This is a genomic window from Streptococcus sp. KHUD_011, assembly GCF_046352925.1.
GTDB lineage: Bacteria > Bacillota > Bacilli > Lactobacillales > Streptococcaceae > Streptococcus.
In genome coordinates, this window is record NZ_CP157578.1 from 538,105 (window position 1) to 554,834 (window position 16,730).

At 40.9% G+C, this 16,730-nt stretch carries 8 protein-coding genes; 6 read left to right on the top strand and 2 right to left on the bottom strand.

Annotated elements, in window-relative coordinates:
• Positions 1 to 9 precede the first annotated feature (9 nt).
• Positions 10 to 1,194 (bottom strand): CDF family manganese efflux transporter MntE, encoded by a 1,185-nt coding sequence (gene mntE, locus ABKJ27_RS02545; RefSeq protein ID WP_261014965.1) that lies wholly within the window; start codon positions 1,192 to 1,194, stop codon positions 10 to 12.
• Between the two features lie 294 nt (positions 1,195 to 1,488).
• Between mntE and ABKJ27_RS02550 the strand changes: the two genes are divergently transcribed.
• From ABKJ27_RS02550 to yaaA, 5 genes are all read left to right on the top strand, one after another.
• Positions 1,489 to 4,185 (top strand): cation-translocating P-type ATPase, encoded by a 2,697-nt coding sequence (locus tag ABKJ27_RS02550; protein ID WP_033681536.1) that lies wholly within the window; start codon positions 1,489 to 1,491, stop codon positions 4,183 to 4,185.
• A 115-nt stretch (positions 4,186 to 4,300) separates the two neighbouring features.
• Positions 4,301 to 4,711, top strand: coding sequence for a peptide deformylase (locus ABKJ27_RS02555; RefSeq protein ID WP_371484220.1), 411 nt, complete (start codon positions 4,301 to 4,303; stop codon positions 4,709 to 4,711).
• Positions 4,712 to 4,722: 11 nt separating this feature from the next.
• Positions 4,723 to 6,318: a hypothetical protein gene (locus tag ABKJ27_RS02560; protein ID WP_410011969.1), complete on the top strand. Its 1,596-nt coding sequence runs from the start codon at positions 4,723 to 4,725 to the stop codon at positions 6,316 to 6,318.
• Between the two features lie 65 nt (positions 6,319 to 6,383).
• Positions 6,384 to 6,548: a YczI family protein gene (locus ABKJ27_RS02565; protein ID WP_192851961.1), complete on the top strand. Its 165-nt coding sequence runs from the start codon at positions 6,384 to 6,386 to the stop codon at positions 6,546 to 6,548.
• A gap of 78 nt (positions 6,549 to 6,626) precedes the next feature.
• Positions 6,627 to 7,355, top strand: coding sequence for a peroxide stress protein YaaA (gene yaaA, locus ABKJ27_RS02570; RefSeq protein WP_229294696.1), 729 nt, complete (start codon positions 6,627 to 6,629; stop codon positions 7,353 to 7,355).
• Positions 7,356 to 7,405: 50 nt separating this feature from the next.
• Here yaaA and ABKJ27_RS02575 read toward each other — a convergent pair whose 3' ends face one another.
• Positions 7,406 to 8,890, bottom strand: coding sequence for a M protein trans-acting positive regulator PRD domain-containing protein (locus tag ABKJ27_RS02575; RefSeq protein ID WP_410011970.1), 1,485 nt, complete (start codon positions 8,888 to 8,890; stop codon positions 7,406 to 7,408).
• Positions 8,891 to 9,107: 217 nt separating this feature from the next.
• Between ABKJ27_RS02575 and ABKJ27_RS02580 the strand changes: the two genes are divergently transcribed.
• Positions 9,108 to 16,688: a mucin-binding protein gene (locus tag ABKJ27_RS02580; protein ID WP_410011971.1), complete on the top strand. Its 7,581-nt coding sequence runs from the start codon at positions 9,108 to 9,110 to the stop codon at positions 16,686 to 16,688.
• Positions 16,689 to 16,730 lie beyond the last annotated feature (42 nt).

The window sequence follows — 16,730 nt, forward strand, 5'->3', positions numbered from 1 at the left end:
AGGATTTCTCTATTCTTTTTTTGTTTCTTGGTGAAAGATATTTTGCCAGGTTTCGTGGCGACGCCAGATACTGGTATGGATGATACCATCTAACTCATAGGAGATGAGTTTGGTCTTCTGACTGATGGAAGTGATCTGAATATCCTTGATAGCGGAATTCAAGTCTTTTTCGGCTTTATAGGCCTCTTTATCCATCTGCTCTCCATCTTGACGAATATAGACAAAATCGTCAGCCAAGAGTTCTTCCAGTTGATTTCCTTGGTCAATCAATTGTTCGCGCATAAGCAATTTTTTATAGACATTGTCTAAAATTTCATCTTCAGGGATAGGTGCTGGCTCGATATGGACATCGGTATCAAAGACTCCAAAACGTTCTTCCAGCATAGACTCGACCTGATCCGCAATTTCATGGCTTTCAAAAACAGACAGGTCAGGGTTCATCTCTAGCGTAATATCCAGGTAGATGTTGCTACCGTAGGTGCGACCTCTTTGCGACTTAACCTTGCTGATTTTGGGAATTTCCATGATAGCCTTTTGGTAGTCCTCGAGCAGACGGTCATCAAAGCCATCCGAAAGGCTAAAGGAAGACTCGATGAAGATATCATAGGCAGTTTTCAAGATAAAGAAAGTGATGATAATGGCAACCAGTTTATCCACAATGGGATAATTGAAACTGCTAGCCAGGATTGCAATGGTAGTACCAAGTGAGGTGACAGCATCAGAAAGATTGTCCTTGGCGGCAGCCTTCAGTGCCTTGGAGTTGGATTTCTTACTGAGGCGAGTATTGTAGAGATAAACTAGAAACATAATCGTTGCAGAAATGATTCCCAGGGTTGCACCCAGAGGGTCAATGACTGTTTCTTCACGACTGAGAATCTTTTGAATGGTATCCCTTAGGACATCAAAGCCAACATAGAACATGATGATAGAAGTGATTAAGCTAGCCAAATCCTCAATCTTCCAGTGGCCAAAACGGTGGTCTCGGTCAGCAGGCTGGCGCGCCATTCGAATCCCAATCAAGAGAGCAATATTTCCAATGATGTCCGACACGTTGTTAAAACCATCGGCCACCAAACTGGATGAATGGAGGAGGTGCCCAGTTGCTAATTTGGCTGCAGACAAGATCAAATAGGTCGAAATACTGATAATGGCACCACGTTCCGCCAACTTGAGATTTGAAATAGATTGCTTCATTCAACTTCCTTTCTAGTCACATAGCATTCTACCATTATACTGGTTTTCAAGGGAAAATTCAAATAAGGCAGTTTTTACTCTTTGAAAACTTTTCAAAATTTGGTATAATAGTACTACTCAAGGGAGTAGCTGGCAGAAACCTGTGATAGTGTCGTCATTCCGAATTTTATACTGAAGAGTATGCTTTCCGGCCCTATCTTAAACAGCGAGACTTGTTATGATTTTTGTTTGTCGTGAAAAGATACGATGAGGAAGAGAGAGTCTGTTTTGCACACAATGTCAAGGAGGAGACACATGTCAAAAGAACAAAAACGCCAAGCGTTTTACACTCAGAGTCCTGAAGAGGTCTTGAAGGCTGTGGATGCAACCGAGCAAGGTTTGTCATCGAGTGAGGCGGAAAAGCGCCTTGCCGAATTTGGCCACAATGAACTCGAAGAAGGCGAGAAACGATCAATACTGGTTAAATTTATCGAGCAATTTAAGGATTTGATGATTATCATCCTAGTTGCGGCGGCTATTTTATCAGTCGTGACTTCTGGTGGGGAAGATATCGCAGATGCCATCATTATCCTAGCCGTGGTTATCATCAACGCTGCCTTTGGTGTTTACCAAGAAGGGAAAGCAGAAGAAGCGATCGAAGCTCTCAAATCCATGTCTAGTCCAGCTGCCCGCGTTCTTCGTGATGGGCATATGGCGGAGATTGATTCTAAAGAATTAGTACCAGGTGATATCGTCGCTCTCGAAGCTGGTGATGTAGTGCCTGCAGACCTACGTTTGCTAGAAGCCAACTCTCTTAAGATCGAAGAAGCTGCCTTGACAGGTGAGTCTGTGCCAGTCGAAAAAGACTTGACAGTTGAACTTGCTGCAGATGCTGGTATTGGGGACCGTGTCAATATGGCCTTCCAAAACTCAAACGTGACCTATGGTCGTGGGATGGGTGTTGTTGTCAATACAGGGATGTACACTGAAGTTGGTCATATCGCTGGTATGCTCCAAGATGCAGATGAGACAGATACACCACTTAAACAAAACTTGAACAACCTTTCTAAAGTCTTGACCTATGCTATCTTGGTTATTGCACTTGTTACTTTTGTAGTGGGTGTTTTCATTCAAGGGAAAAATCCACTCGGTGAGTTGATGATCTCTGTTGCCCTTGCCGTTGCAGCTATTCCAGAAGGGCTCCCAGCTATCGTAACTATTGTTCTTGCCCTTGGTACTCAAGTTTTAGCCAAACGAAACTCAATCGTTCGTAAGTTGCCAGCAGTTGAAACTCTTGGTTCAACAGAAATCATCGCTTCTGATAAGACTGGTACGTTGACCATGAACAAGATGACCGTTGAAAAAGTCTTCTATGATGCAGTCCTACATGACTCAGCTGGTGACATTGAACTGGGTCTTGAAATGCCGCTTCTACGTTCAGTAGTCTTAGCTAACGATACTAAGATTGATGTCGAAGGCAATCTGATTGGTGACCCTACTGAAACAGCCTTCATCCAGTATGCCTTGGACAAGGGCTACGATGTTAAAGGTTTCTTAGAGAAATATCCACGTGTGGCTGAGTTGCCATTTGATTCTGAACGTAAGCTCATGTCAACAGTTCATCCACTTGCAGATGGACGCTTCCTCGTAGCTGTTAAAGGTGCGCCAGACCAACTCTTGAAACGTTGTGTTCTTCGTGATAAGGCTGGGGATATTGCTCCGATTGACGAGAAGGTTACAAACCTCATTCACACAAACAACTCTGAAATGGCCCACCAAGCCTTGCGTGTCCTTGCAGGTGCTTATAAGATTATCGATAGTATTCCAGAAAACCTGATCTCTGAAGAGCTTGAAAATGATTTAATCTTTACTGGTTTGATTGGGATGATTGACCCTGAACGTCCTGAAGCTGCTGAGGCTGTTCGTGTGGCTAAGGAAGCGGGAATTCGTCCAATTATGATTACAGGTGACCACCAAGATACTGCAGAAGCTATTGCCAAACGTTTGGGAATCATTGATGCAAATGATACAGAAGGACACGTTTTAACTGGTGCTGAGCTCAACGAACTATCTGATGAAGACTTTGAAAAAGTCGTTGGTCAATACTCTGTTTATGCCCGTGTGTCTCCAGAACACAAGGTTCGTATCGTCAAGGCTTGGCAAAAACAAGGTAAAGTCGTTGCCATGACAGGTGATGGTGTCAATGATGCGCCAGCTCTGAAAACAGCCGATATCGGTATCGGTATGGGAATCACTGGTACAGAGGTTTCTAAGGGGGCATCTGACATGATTCTTGCAGATGATAACTTTGCGACTATCATCGTCGCAGTTGAAGAAGGACGTAAGGTCTTCTCAAATATTCAAAAGACTATCCAGTATCTGCTTTCTGCCAATACTGCTGAAGTATTAACTATCTTCCTATCAACCTTGTTTGGTTGGGATGTCTTACAGCCAGTTCATCTTTTGTGGATTAACTTGGTAACGGATACTTTCCCAGCTATCGCTCTTGGTGTTGAACCTGCTGAGCCTGGTGTCATGAACCATAAACCACGTGGACGCAAGGCAAGCTTCTTCTCAGGTGGTGTTTTGAGTTCTATCATCTATCAAGGTGTACTCCAAGCAGCAATTGTTATGAGTGTTTATGGTCTTGCCCTTCTTTACCCAGTTCATGTGGGTGACAATCATGCCATTCATGCGGATGCTCTTACTATGGCCTTTGCAACCCTTGGCTTGATTCAGCTCTTCCATGCTTACAATGTCAAGTCTGTTTACCAATCCATCTTGACAGTTGGCCCATTCAAGTCTAAGACCTTCAACTGGTCCATCTTGGTATCCTTCATTCTTCTCATGGCAACAATCGTCGTAGAACCGCTTGAAGGAATCTTCCACGTAACCAAACTAGACTTGTCTCAATGGGGAATCGTTATGGGCGGAAGCTTCTCAATGATTATTATTGTCGAAATTGTTAAGTTTATTCAACGCAAACTCGGTTTTGATAAGAATGCGATTTAAAAAGAAAGTCATCTTCGGATGGCTTTTTGTTACAGTTAAGGGAAAGGGCTTGCAGTTGCCGTCTTTTGTGCTATAATTGCTATAATATAGTAAAAAGCAAGAGGAGTGAGCAGAAGTGGAAAAGAAAATTGTGAAGGATATTTTGTTTTTATCTCAGATATCTCAGCCGGCAAGTCAGGATGATCTGTATCTCGCCAGAGATTTGCAGGATACACTCTTAGCAAATCGTGAGACTTGTGTCGGTCTGGCTGCCAATATGATTGGGGTGCAGAAGCGCGTGATTATCTTTAATCTTGGCTTGGTTCCTGTGGTCATGTTTAATCCAGTGCTCCTGTCCTCTGAAGGAGCTTATGAGACGGAAGAAGGCTGTTTGTCCTTGACAGGTGTGAGACCTACTAAGCGCTATGAAACCATAAGGGTTGCCTATCGTGACAACAAGTGGCAGGAGCAGACCATTACTTTGACAGGTTTCCCAGCCCAGATTTGCCAGCATGAACTGGATCACTTGGAAGGACGAATCATTTAGGAGGAAAGCAAATGAAACGAATAGTCTTTGAACTTATTTTTATCGCAACGACCTGGTATATCTTTTTACCGCCTCTTAACCTGACTAGCTGGGAATTTCTCTTTTTCCTCTGTGGGCATTTGCTGGTTGTAGCAATCTTATTTGGTTTTGGCAAGGGGATAAACCTTGTCAAAACGGTTCATGTGCGCCACGGCAAGGCGGAAGCTGCCTTAAATCTTGAGGGTTTCAAAATCAATCGGTTAGGGAAAATCCTTTTAGCTTCTATTGGAGGAATTCTTCTCTTAGCAGCCTTGGTTTCCTTGGTAACTTCTAGCATTTTTCAGGCTAAAAATTATGCCAATGTAGTCACAGTTACGGAAAAAGACTTTACTGAATTTCCTAAGACTGATACCAGTAAGGTTCCTATCTTAGATAGAAGTACCGCTGAAAAAATTGGTGACCGCTACTTGGGTTCCCTAACAGATAAGGTGTCGCAGTACGTAGCGGCAGACACCTATACCCAATTGACGATTGATGGGAAACCTTATCGAGTTACGCCACTAGAATACGCAGATCCTATCAAGTGGTTTAACAATCAGGCCAAGGGAATCGGCGAATATATTAAGGTGGACATGGTAACCGGAAATGCGGACTTGGTGGACTTGAAGACACCAATCAAGTATTCGGACTCGGAGTATTTTAACCGCGATGTCAAGCGTCACTTGCGCTTGAAGTACCCAACCAAGATCTTCAAAACTCCATCTTTTGAGGTGGACGATGAGGGCAATCCTTTCTATGTAGCAACCGTTTACCAAAAGCAATTTGGGCTTGCGGTTCCTCGTCCTGTTTCAGTCATTATCTTGGATGCTACAAATGGAGAAACCAAGGAATACAGCTTGTCAGATGTTCCAGAATGGGTGGACAGGGTTTATCCAGCTGAGGAAACCATTGAGCAAATCAACTATAACGGCAAGTACAAGGATGGTTTCTGGAATGCCATGATTTCCAAGAAAAACGTGACCCAGACTACCAAGGGCTATAATTACTTGTCTATCGGAAATGACATTTACCTCTACACAGGTGTGACTTCGGCCAATGCGGATGAAAGTAATCTTGGTTTTATCCTTGAAAATATGCGAACAGGAGAAATCACTAAGTATAGCTTGGCTTCTGCGACCGAAGAATCAGCCCGTGAATCAGCCGAAGGTGCTGTTCAGGAGAAATCCTACAAGGCAACCTTCCCAATCCTCATCAACCTTAATGACAAGCCTCTTTACATCATGGGTTTGAAGGACAATGCTGGCTTGGTCAAAGAGTATGCTCTGGTAGACGCAGTCGAGTACCAAAACGTTATCGTAGCTACGACAGTGGAAGAGATGCTCAGCAAGTATGCCAATAAAAACGACCTTGAAATTGACAATGAAACCACTGAAAGTATCAAGGGTGTAGTAACAGACCTCAAATCAGCTGTTATCAAGGGAGACACCGTCTACTTCTTTAAAGTTGATGGCAAGATTTACAAGGTTAAGGCCTCAGTATCAGATGACCTGCCTTACCTTGAAAATGGTAAAAACTTTGAAGGTCAAGTAGGAAAAGACAATTATCTCAAGACCTTTAAAGTTCAGTAAAAACAGCTTTATTTAAGAAGTATATGCTATAGTAAGGTAAATTAATACTAATGGAGGACAAACAAATGGGTTTTTATGTGATGATTGCTTCAATGCTACTCGGACTGCTCGCTTTGAAGATAGGTTTTTCTCAGTTCAAGGAGAAAAAAGATAAACTTTTATCTATCTTAACAAGCTTAGCAGGCATATCCCTTGTTCTCGTGGCTGTCTGGTTAGGATGGCCGAAATAAATATAGAAACCTCGGTCAAACCGAGGTTTTTCAGATGAATTTCTTGGTAGCGGCTAAAAAATATGCTACACTATTAATATGAAAATTTTAATCCCAACAGCAAAAGAAATGAACACAGATTTGCCAAGTATTGAAGCCACTCCTTTAAAACCAGAAAGTCAGGCCGTACTGGATGCCTTGGCTCTCTATTCTGCTAGTCAATTGGAGAGTTTTTACAAGGTATCAGCCGAGAAGGCGGCGGAAGAATTTCAAAATATCCAAGCTTTGAAAAGGCAAACTGCTCAACACTACCCAGCCTTGAATCTATTTGATGGGCTTATGTACCGCCATATAAAGCGTGATAAATTGACCGAGGTAGAACAAGCCTATCTTGAAAATCATGTCTTCATTACCTCGGCTTTGTACGGAGTCGTACCAGCCTTGTCACCCATAGCCCCTCACCGTTTGGACTTTTTGATGAAGTTAAAAGTCGCAGGTAAGACTTTGAAGAGCCATTGGAAGCAAACCTATGATGAAGCTATGAATGGTGAAGACCTAATTTTCTCTCTCTTGTCATCCGAGTTTGAGACTGTATTTTCTAAGGAAATCAGAGGAAAAATGGTGACCTTCAAATTCATGGAGGATAGAGGTGGTCAGCTGAAGATTCATTCAACTATTTCAAAGAAAGCGCGTGGTGCTTTCCTGACAGCCCTGATACAAAATCAAGTACAGACGGTGGAGGAAGCTCGTCGCTTAAGCTTTGCAGGGTTTACCTACAGAGAAGATTTGTCACAGCCACAGGAATTGGTTTTTGTTAAGGAAGTTTAGAAATCAGATAAGAGAAAAAGTCAGCAGGATTATGCTGACTTTTTTCTAGCTTATAAAGTATTGGACAAATGAATCTCATTTGATAAAGTATTAAGATGATTAACCAAATCCATGATTGACAGATGATTTTGACAAATAAACTTCTTGGTAATTCCTGGAATATAGAAATTAGACACGATGATATCATAACCTGTCTGATTTAAAATCTCAGGACTCGTTTCCAATTCATCCCAAGTATCGAAGGTAAAGCGGTTATTACAGTAGTAGGAAAGCATATCAACAAAGGTAAGGGATATAGCATGGTCAAAATTACTGATAATCAAAACCTTGATAGGTGGTCGATTTTCTAACAACTGAGTAGAGAGGTTTTCAGCATGGGTTAAGATGGTGTACATCAAGTGTTCCAACTGTTCAGGATGGTCATGCTGTCCAATTGCCTGACGATATTGGGCCAGTTCTTGACGTGCACTTCCCATAAAGTCTGGGAAGTAAACTTCAAATTTTTTAATCGTCAATGCTTTTTGTTCAAATAAGATTGGGGTAGAAAAGATTTCCTGTCTTTCAAAGAAAGCAGTGTTGTGTAAATGCCAAATCAGCTCATCGTGGTTAGTAAAAGTAATCTTATATTGTTTTGCTAGGCGTTCTAATATTTGACTAAGTAATTGGTAAGAGTATCTTGCTTCACTGTTATCTTCTAAAGAGTTGAAGAATTCTTGAGGATCTAAGAAAAGATTGTTTTGAATAAAGGATATAAAAATTTGGGCAATGATATCTGGGGTGATTTCCAGTCCCAGTTTTTCAGAAAAATGGACAAGTATCTCCTCAAAGTTTGGAATACTCATCAAAAGAGGGTAGTATTCATCGTAGAAATGATTTGGTAAGTCGATGAAATGACCGTTTTTAATGCGGTAAATACTGATGGCTATCATCAATTTGTACATTCTATAGATTGAAAATCGCATTGGATAATTCGTGATCTTATAGAAGAAGTCAGTGAACTCTGTTAAATCCTCTTCAGGAAGGTCAGGAAAAGGCCAGTCTAGGAAATAATAGCGCTCAGAAAAATATTGGGCAAAAAAATAGCGAATATCGATTTCATTGCCACGTATTTCGGATGGAGTAAATGATAGTTCAATTTGGAATTGAGTTGACAGAGTTTTTGTAATATTTCTGCCCAATCGATAGAGGTTGGCATTACTAGAGTGAAGATTTTCTATTGTTCGATAAATAGGTAGGCCCTCATTAAAAAACAGATACTCTAGTAATTGAAAAGATTGAGAATGAGCAAGAAAATATTGATAAATATCTTCAACGCTAGTATTAACTTCTAAATCTATCATAATTCCGTTAATAGAAGATTGGATATCGATAGTTGGAAAGGCTGTTCGTAATTCAATTAAATCATTTTTTAGAATTCGTTCTGTACATCCTAATTGTTCGGCAAGTGTATGTAATCTTAACCAATTACGATTCTGAATTAAGATTTCCATTAAGCGTAATTGTCTTTGAGATTTTGTGGATAAAAGGTTGCGCATGTAGGTAATTTCCTCCAAATTTCATTATATCATATTATTGTCTAAAGTGTACAAAAATGTTGGAGTAGAAAAAGTGTCTGAATTAGTCAGAAAAATTAGAATAATATAAGTGGCTTTTAGGTACAAAAAGAGAATATATTAATTACATAGAAAATATTGATTTATATATCAAATAGTTGTAGAGTGAGAACTATAAAATACTATCTAGGAGTTCACAATGAAACATTCACATAAAAAATCATTTGACTGGTATAGCTTGCAACAAAGATACTCTATTCGTAAGTATCACTTTGGTGCGGCTAGTGTCTTGCTCGGGACAGCCTTAGTCTTGGGAACTGCTGCCAATACGCAATCAGTACAAGCAGAGGAACAACATCCTGAGGCAACTAATAGTGTCTCTGTTGATAAGGTAGAAGAAGTTACCAAACCAGCAGAAGTTTCTACAGCTAAGAAAGAAACGACCTACGCAGCTCCAACGCTTGCTAATCCAGTAGAGGTAACTCCAGCTAAATCTGAAGATGCTAAAGCCCCAGCAGAAAAAGTTGAAGAAGCAAAAGTAGAAAAAGAAGCAGTTTCTCCTCAAAATGTTGTTGATAAATCAAAATTGTTAACAGATCTTTCGCGTGCAGAAAAATTGGAGCTTAAGTTATACACTGAAGATACTGTAAAACGCCTTCAAATTAGTATCCAATCTGCTAAAGGATTATTAAATAAAGCAGATGTGACAGAGTCAGAATTATCTCAAGCAGAGTCTGATCTTCAAGCAGCAGTTATCGCTTTGGAACTTAGAGGGACAACTACAACTAAAGTTGCTGATAAAGCTGAAGTAGTTAGTAAAATTGAATCAGCTGAAACGAAAAATGCTGAATCAAAAGGAACTGAACAAACTTCTAATGTAGAAAAAGAGTCGGCAGAAAAAGATAAAAACGCTTTAAAACCTGTAAAAGGACTCCGAGTAGAAGATGCTAAGGCCAATAAAGAAGGCGGATGGAATATTCCCTTAGATCAAGAAGCCCGCTTGCAATTAAAGAGTGCTATTGAAGCTCATGCAGCACAATCTCGTTCACGTCGCCGGAAACGTTCTATCGGAGATTTGGATTATACTTTCAAGAAAGTTATGACTCCAGTCAATCCAGGTCATTATGCAGATGCTAAGAGTGTGGATGAGTTAACAGTTAATCCGAATTTTACTCCTGAAACAGAAATCAATGTTTGGTATAAAGATTTAGGTTATATCAATCTAGTCGATAAGAATGGACATTATATCAATGCAAATGGTGAAGTAGTCGAGAATCAAGAAGATGCTATTCGTCGACAATATAAAAACGATTTTAATGATACAACAAGAGCAGATGTTACTGAAATTCCTCAAGCACCAGTTGGTTGGAAAATTAGTGACAACCAATCTATTCACGGATATAATGCAGAAACAAAAACTATTGATCCAAACGACGATAATGATTTAGATGCTGTTGGTACAGACTCTAATGTGGTCATTGAAAAAGAAAATCAAAAAGCTGTTATCCGTTATGTAAGTACTAATGGTAACCGTGTTCTCACAACAGATGAAGTGACAGGTAAGTCAGGTGAAGCCATTGCCTACAGTACTACAAGTCAAATCAATGAATTCAAGAAACAAGGCTACAAACTTGTTAGCGATGAATTCACATCAGGTGGTGCGAAGGTTTATGACTACGATACAGCACGTGACCAAGTCTACACTGTAACCCTTTCAGAACGTGTTGAACCAGTTAACCCAGATAACCCAACTCCACAACCAAACACACCAGTCAATCCAGGACAACCAGATAGCCCACGTTGGCCAGGAACCGTTGAAAACTTGGACAACAAGGAAAGTGTTAGCCGTACTATCCATTACGTTTACGAAGATGGAAGCAAGGCTAAGGATGATGTGGTTGAAACTCTAAACTTCAAACGTTGGAGCAATGTCAACTTGGTAACAGGTCATATCGACTTCCAAGACTGGACAACTAATGATGATACGTTTGATAAAGTGGTCTCTCCAACCATCGCAGGTTACACAGCGGATAAATCAGAAATCCCAGCTGTAAGTGGAGTTCAAGCGAAAGATCAAGACCGCGTTGAAACAGTTACTTATCGTAAGGATGCCCAAAAAGCTGTTATCCGTTATGTAAGCACTAATGGTAATCAAGTTCTCAAAACAGATGAAGTAACAGGTAAGTCAGGAGAAGCCATTGCCTACAGCACAACAAGTCAAATCACAGAGTTCAAGAAACAAGGCTACAAGCTTGTTAGCGATGAATTCACAGCAGGTGGTGCTAAGGTTTATGACTACGATACAGCACGTGACCAAGTCTACACTGTAACCCTTTCAGAACGTGTTGAACCAGTTAACCCAGATAACCCAAGCCCCCAACCAAACACACCAGTCAATCCAGGACAACCAGATAGCCCACGTTGGCCAGGAACCGTTGAAAACTTGGACAACAAGGAAAGTGTTAGCCGTACTATCCATTACGTTTACGAAGATGGAAGCAAGGCTAAGGATGATGTGGTTGAAACTCTAAACTTCAAACGTTGGAGCAATGTCAACTTGGTAACAGGTCATATCGACTTCCAAGACTGGACAACTAATGATGATACGTTTGATAAAGTGGTATCTCCAACTATCGCAGGTTACACAGCGGATAAATCAGAAATCCCAGCTGTAAGTGGAGTTCAAGCTAAAGACCAAGACCGTGTTGAAACAGTCACTTATCGTAAGGATGCCCAAAAAGCTGTTATCCGTTATGTAAGCACTAACGGTAACCGTGTTCTCACAACAGATGAAGTGACAGGTAAGTCAGGTGAAGCCATTGCCTACAGCACAACAAGTCAAATCACAGAATTCAAGAAACAAGGCTATAACCTTGTCAGCGATGAATTCACAGCAGGTGGTGCGAAGGTTTATGACTACGATACAGCACGTGACCAAGTCTACACTGTAACCCTTTCAGAACGTGTTGAACCAGTTAACCCAGATAACCCAACTCCACAACCAAACACCCCAGTCAATCCAGGACAACCAGATAGCCCACGTTGGCCAGGAACAGTTGAAAACTTGGATAACAAGGAAAGTGTTAGCCGTACCATCCATTATGTTTACGAAGATGGAAGCAAGGCTAAGGATGATGTGGTTGAAACACTGAATTTCAAACGTTGGAGCAATGTCAACTTGGTAACAGGTCATATCGACTTCCAAGACTGGACAACTAATGATGATACGTTTGATAAAGTGGTATCTCCAACTATCGCAGGTTATACAGCGGATAAATCAGAAATCCCAGCTGTAAGTGGAGTGAAGGCTAAAGATCAAGACCGTGTTGAAACAGTTACTTATCGTAAGGATGCCCAAAAAGCTGTTATCCGTTATGTAAGTACTAACGGTAACCGCGTTCTCACAACAGATGAAGTGACAGGTAAGTCAGGTGAAGCCATTGCCTACAGCACAACAAGTCAAATCACAGAATTCAAGAAACAAGGTTACAAGCTTGTCAGCGATGAATTCACAGCAGGTGGTGCGAAGGTTTATGACTACGATACAGCACGTGACCAAGTCTACACTGTAACCCTTTCAGAACGTGTTGAACCAGTTAACCCAGATAACCCAACTCCACAACCAAACACCCCAGTCAATCCAGGACAACCAGATAGCCCACGTTGGCCAGGAACCGTTGAAAACTTGGATAACAAGGAAAGTGTTAGCCGTACCATCCATTATGTTTACGAAGATGGAAGCAAGGCTAAGGATGATGTGGTTGAAACACTGAACTTCAAACGTTGGAGTAATGTCAACTTGGTAACAGGTCATATTGACTTCCAAGACTGGACAACTAATGATGATACGTTTGATAAAGTAGTCTCTCCAACTATCGCAGGTTACACAGCGGATAAATCAGAAATCCCAGCTGTAAGTGGAGTTCAAGCGAAAGACCAAGACCGTGTTGAAACAGTCACTTATCATAAGGATGCCCAAAAAGCTGTTATCCGTTATGTAAGCACTAATGGTAATCAAGTTCTCAAAACAGATGAAGTAACAGGTAAGTCAGGAGAAGCCATTGCCTACAGCACAACAAGTCAAATCACAGAGTTCAAGAAACAAGGCTACAAGCTTGTTAGCGATGAATTCACAGCAGGTGGTGCTAAGGTTTATGACTACGATACAGCACGTGACCAAGTCTACACTGTAACCCTTTCAGAACGTGTTGAACCGGTTAACCCAGATAACCCAAGCCCACAACCAAATACACCAGTCAATCCAGGACAACCAGATAGCCCACGTTGGCCAGGAACCGTTGAAAACTTGGATAACAAGGAAAGTGTTAGCCGTACTATCCATTACGTTTATGAAGACGGAAGTCAGGCTAAGGATGATGTGGTTGAAACACTGAACTTCAAACGTTGGAGTAATGTCAACTTGGTAACAGGTCATATTGACTTCCAAGACTGGACAACTAATGATGATACGTTTGATAAAGTAGTCTCTCCAACTATCGCAGGTTACACAGCAGATAAATCAGAAATCCCAGCTGTAAGTGGAGTTCAAGCGAAAGACCAAGACCGAGTTGAAACAGTCACTTATCGTAAGGACGCTCAAAAAGCTGTCATTCGATATGTAAGCACTAACGGTAATCAAGTTCTCAAAACAGATGAAGTGACAGGTAAGTCAGGTGAAGCCATTGCCTACAGCACTACAAGTCAAATCAATGAATTCAAGAAACAAGGCTATACGCTTGTCAGCGATGAATTCACAGCGGGTGGTGCTAAGGTTTATGACTATGATACAGCACGTGACCAAGTCTACACTGTAACCCTTTCAGAACGTGTTGAACCGGTGAACCCAGATAACCCAAGCCCACAACCAAATACACCAGTCAATCCAGGACAACCAGATAGCCCACGTTGGCCAGCTAGTGTCCATGATTTGGATAACAAAGAAAGCGTTAGCCGTACCATCCATTACGTTTATGAAGATGGAAGTAAGGCTAAGGATGATGTGGTTGAAACACTGAACTTCAAACGTTGGAGTCGTATTAACCTAGTGACTGGTCAAATTTTCTTCCAAGACTGGACCACTAATGATGATACGTTTGATAAAGTAGTCTCTCCAACTATCGCAGGTTACACAGCAGATAAATCAGAAATCCCAGCTGTAAGTGGAGTTCAAGCGAAAGATCAAGACCGCGTTGAAACAGTCACTTATCGTAAGGATGCCCAAAAAGCTGTTATCCGTTACGTAAGCACTAACGGCAATCATGTTCTCAAAACAGATGAAGTGACAGGTAAGTCAGGCGAAGCCATTGCTTACAGTACAACAAGTCAAATCACAGAATTCAAGAAACAAGGCTATAACCTTGTTAGTGATGAATTCACAGCGGGTGGTGCGAAGGTTTATGACTACGATACAGCACGTGACCAAGTCTACACTGTAACCCTTTCAGAACGTGTCGAACGTGTAACACCGAAAGATCCTAAACCACAACCCAACACACCAGTCAATCCAGGACAACCAAATACACCAAATTGGCCAGGTACTGTTGAGAGAATGGAGAAATTGACCCAAACAATAAGTCGTCGTATTAATTTCCGTTACTACACAAATGGGAAAGCTGCGTATGGATCAATTGATCAACATATCAGTTATGAACGAAATGCACTTGTGAATTTGGTTTCTGGTGATATTAATTATGAACAATGGAAGATTAAGGCTATTAAGAACCAAGACATTGTAGCTCCAGTAGCATCTCAACCAGCTGTTTCAACTCCAACGGTTGTCAACAATAGTGAATCAAGAGTTGCTAGATCATCTAGAAGCAGACGAGCATTGTCAGAAGTAGCTCCTGTTTTAGAAAATACTTTAGCTACACAAGTTCATAATTCTCAAGTGTCTCCATTAGGTTTAACTGTGACAGAAAATGGTGAGCGTTCTGTACGCCGTTCATCAAGAGGTAAACGTGCTGCTGTAGCGGAATCAACTACTTCAAATAATTCAGAAGCGGATTCATCTGTTAATGCTGTCTTCAAAGCTGTACGAACTCCTATTACACCAAAATACTATGCTACTGTGAATAAAGTAGGGACGATGGAGGTTAATCCAAATTCTCCTCAAGATACAGAAGTTAATGTTGACTTGAAAGAAATGGGACGCATTGTTGCAGTTAATGAAAAAGGTCAATATATAAATGCCGAAGGTGAGGTCGTTAAAAATATTGACGATGCACTATATAAGTATTATGATAACGATCCTAATGACGCTACTAGAGCAGGCATTACAAAGATACCAGATGCACCACATTTTTATGCTTTCCATAAAGAACAACCAAATGTCTGGGGATATAGCATAACGGATAGAACAGTTGATCCAAATGATGATTCAGATCCTGACCGTATCGGTAAGAATACATTAATTTCTTATGATGCAATTATTGATCCAGTGTCTAAGGAAACAAACCAAACGGTAAGCTTTACTGGTGCAGGTTCTGAAACTCCTAAAGATAATGTTCAAAATGACTTTGTCTTCAAGGGGTCATATAATGAAGCAACTAAAGAAACAACTTGGGAAAACAAGAACCATACCTATGGAACAGTTAAAGTACCAGTTGTGACAGGATATTTTGCTGATAAAGCAGAAGCTGGTGCTAAGACAGTTACGCCAGATTCACCAAAAGCAACAGATACAGTTACATATAAAGCTTTGGGTAAAATCATTCCAGTAGATGCTTCTGGAAATGTGATTGCAAATGCTCCTCAACCACAATACCTGAATGATGCAAATGATCCTCGTAAAGCTGGAGAAACAGCAGTACCTGAAATTGTAGGCTACAAACCAGAGCGTACAAGTGTTACACCTGAAAATCCAGGTGAAGATACAAAGGTAACTTACGTCAAGACAGATCAAGTTGCAGTAGTTCGTTATATAGATATGGATAATAAGGATGAGGTCGTTCATACAGACAATATTACTGGTAAATCTGGAGAAAAGATTGCCTATACGACAGAAACTGTTTTGAAATCGTTGATTGAAAAAGGGTACTTATTGAAGGAAGATGGTTTCCCTACAGATGCAACTTTTGATACAGATGAAACAAAAGTTCAAGAATATACAGTTCTATTGAAACATAAGATTACTGTTAAAAAAGATACTCCAAAACTTGTGGAAAGAACGATTCATTATGTATTTGCAGATGGTACAAAAGCAAGTGAAGATCACCATGATCAAGTAAGCTTTTCACGTATGTTAAGTATCGATAATGTAACAGGTAAAACTACAAGTACATCTTGGGTTTCTGAAGATGGGGTAACAAGTTTTGACGAAGTGATATCTCCAAGCATTGCAGGATACAATCCTGATCTTGCTAAGGTAGATTCGGTTCAAGGAATTACAGCAGAAACTGAAAATCAAGTTGTAACTGTAACTTATAGAAATGTTCAACCAATTCCACAAGTTACACCAACTCCAATTCCGACTCCAACCCCAACCCCACAAGTTACGCCGGATCCAGTACCGACTCCAACTCCAACTCCGGTTCCAACCCCGGTACCGACTCCAACTCCACAGGTTATGCCGTCACCAACCCCAAATCCAACTCCAGTTCCAACTCCAACCCCGGCTCCACATGTGCCGTCAGAAGTTCCAAACCAAACTCCAGTTGCTAGAGAGAATGAAAAAGAACTTCCTAAAACTGCAGGTCACTCTTCTGGTATGGCTCATGTTCTGGGAGTATTTGGCTTAATTGCTGGATTTAGTTTAGTTGGAAAAGCAAAAAGAGATGAATAAAATCAAAACAAAACTCTAGGCAACAAAATATTGTAAGTGTAG

Coding starts and splice junctions, on each gene's coding strand:
- mntE (WP_261014965.1), bottom strand. CDS start 1,194: ATGAAGCAATCTATTTCAAATCTCAAGTTGGCGGAACGTGGTGCCATT.
- ABKJ27_RS02550 (WP_033681536.1), top strand. CDS start 1,489: ATGTCAAAAGAACAAAAACGCCAAGCGTTTTACACTCAGAGTCCTGAA.
- ABKJ27_RS02560 (WP_410011969.1), top strand. CDS start 4,723: ATGAAACGAATAGTCTTTGAACTTATTTTTATCGCAACGACCTGGTAT.
- ABKJ27_RS02565 (WP_192851961.1), top strand. CDS start 6,384: ATGGGTTTTTATGTGATGATTGCTTCAATGCTACTCGGACTGCTCGCT.
- yaaA (WP_229294696.1), top strand. CDS start 6,627: ATGAAAATTTTAATCCCAACAGCAAAAGAAATGAACACAGATTTGCCA.
- ABKJ27_RS02575 (WP_410011970.1), bottom strand. CDS start 8,890: ATGCGCAACCTTTTATCCACAAAATCTCAAAGACAATTACGCTTAATG.
- ABKJ27_RS02580 (WP_410011971.1), top strand. CDS start 9,108: ATGAAACATTCACATAAAAAATCATTTGACTGGTATAGCTTGCAACAA.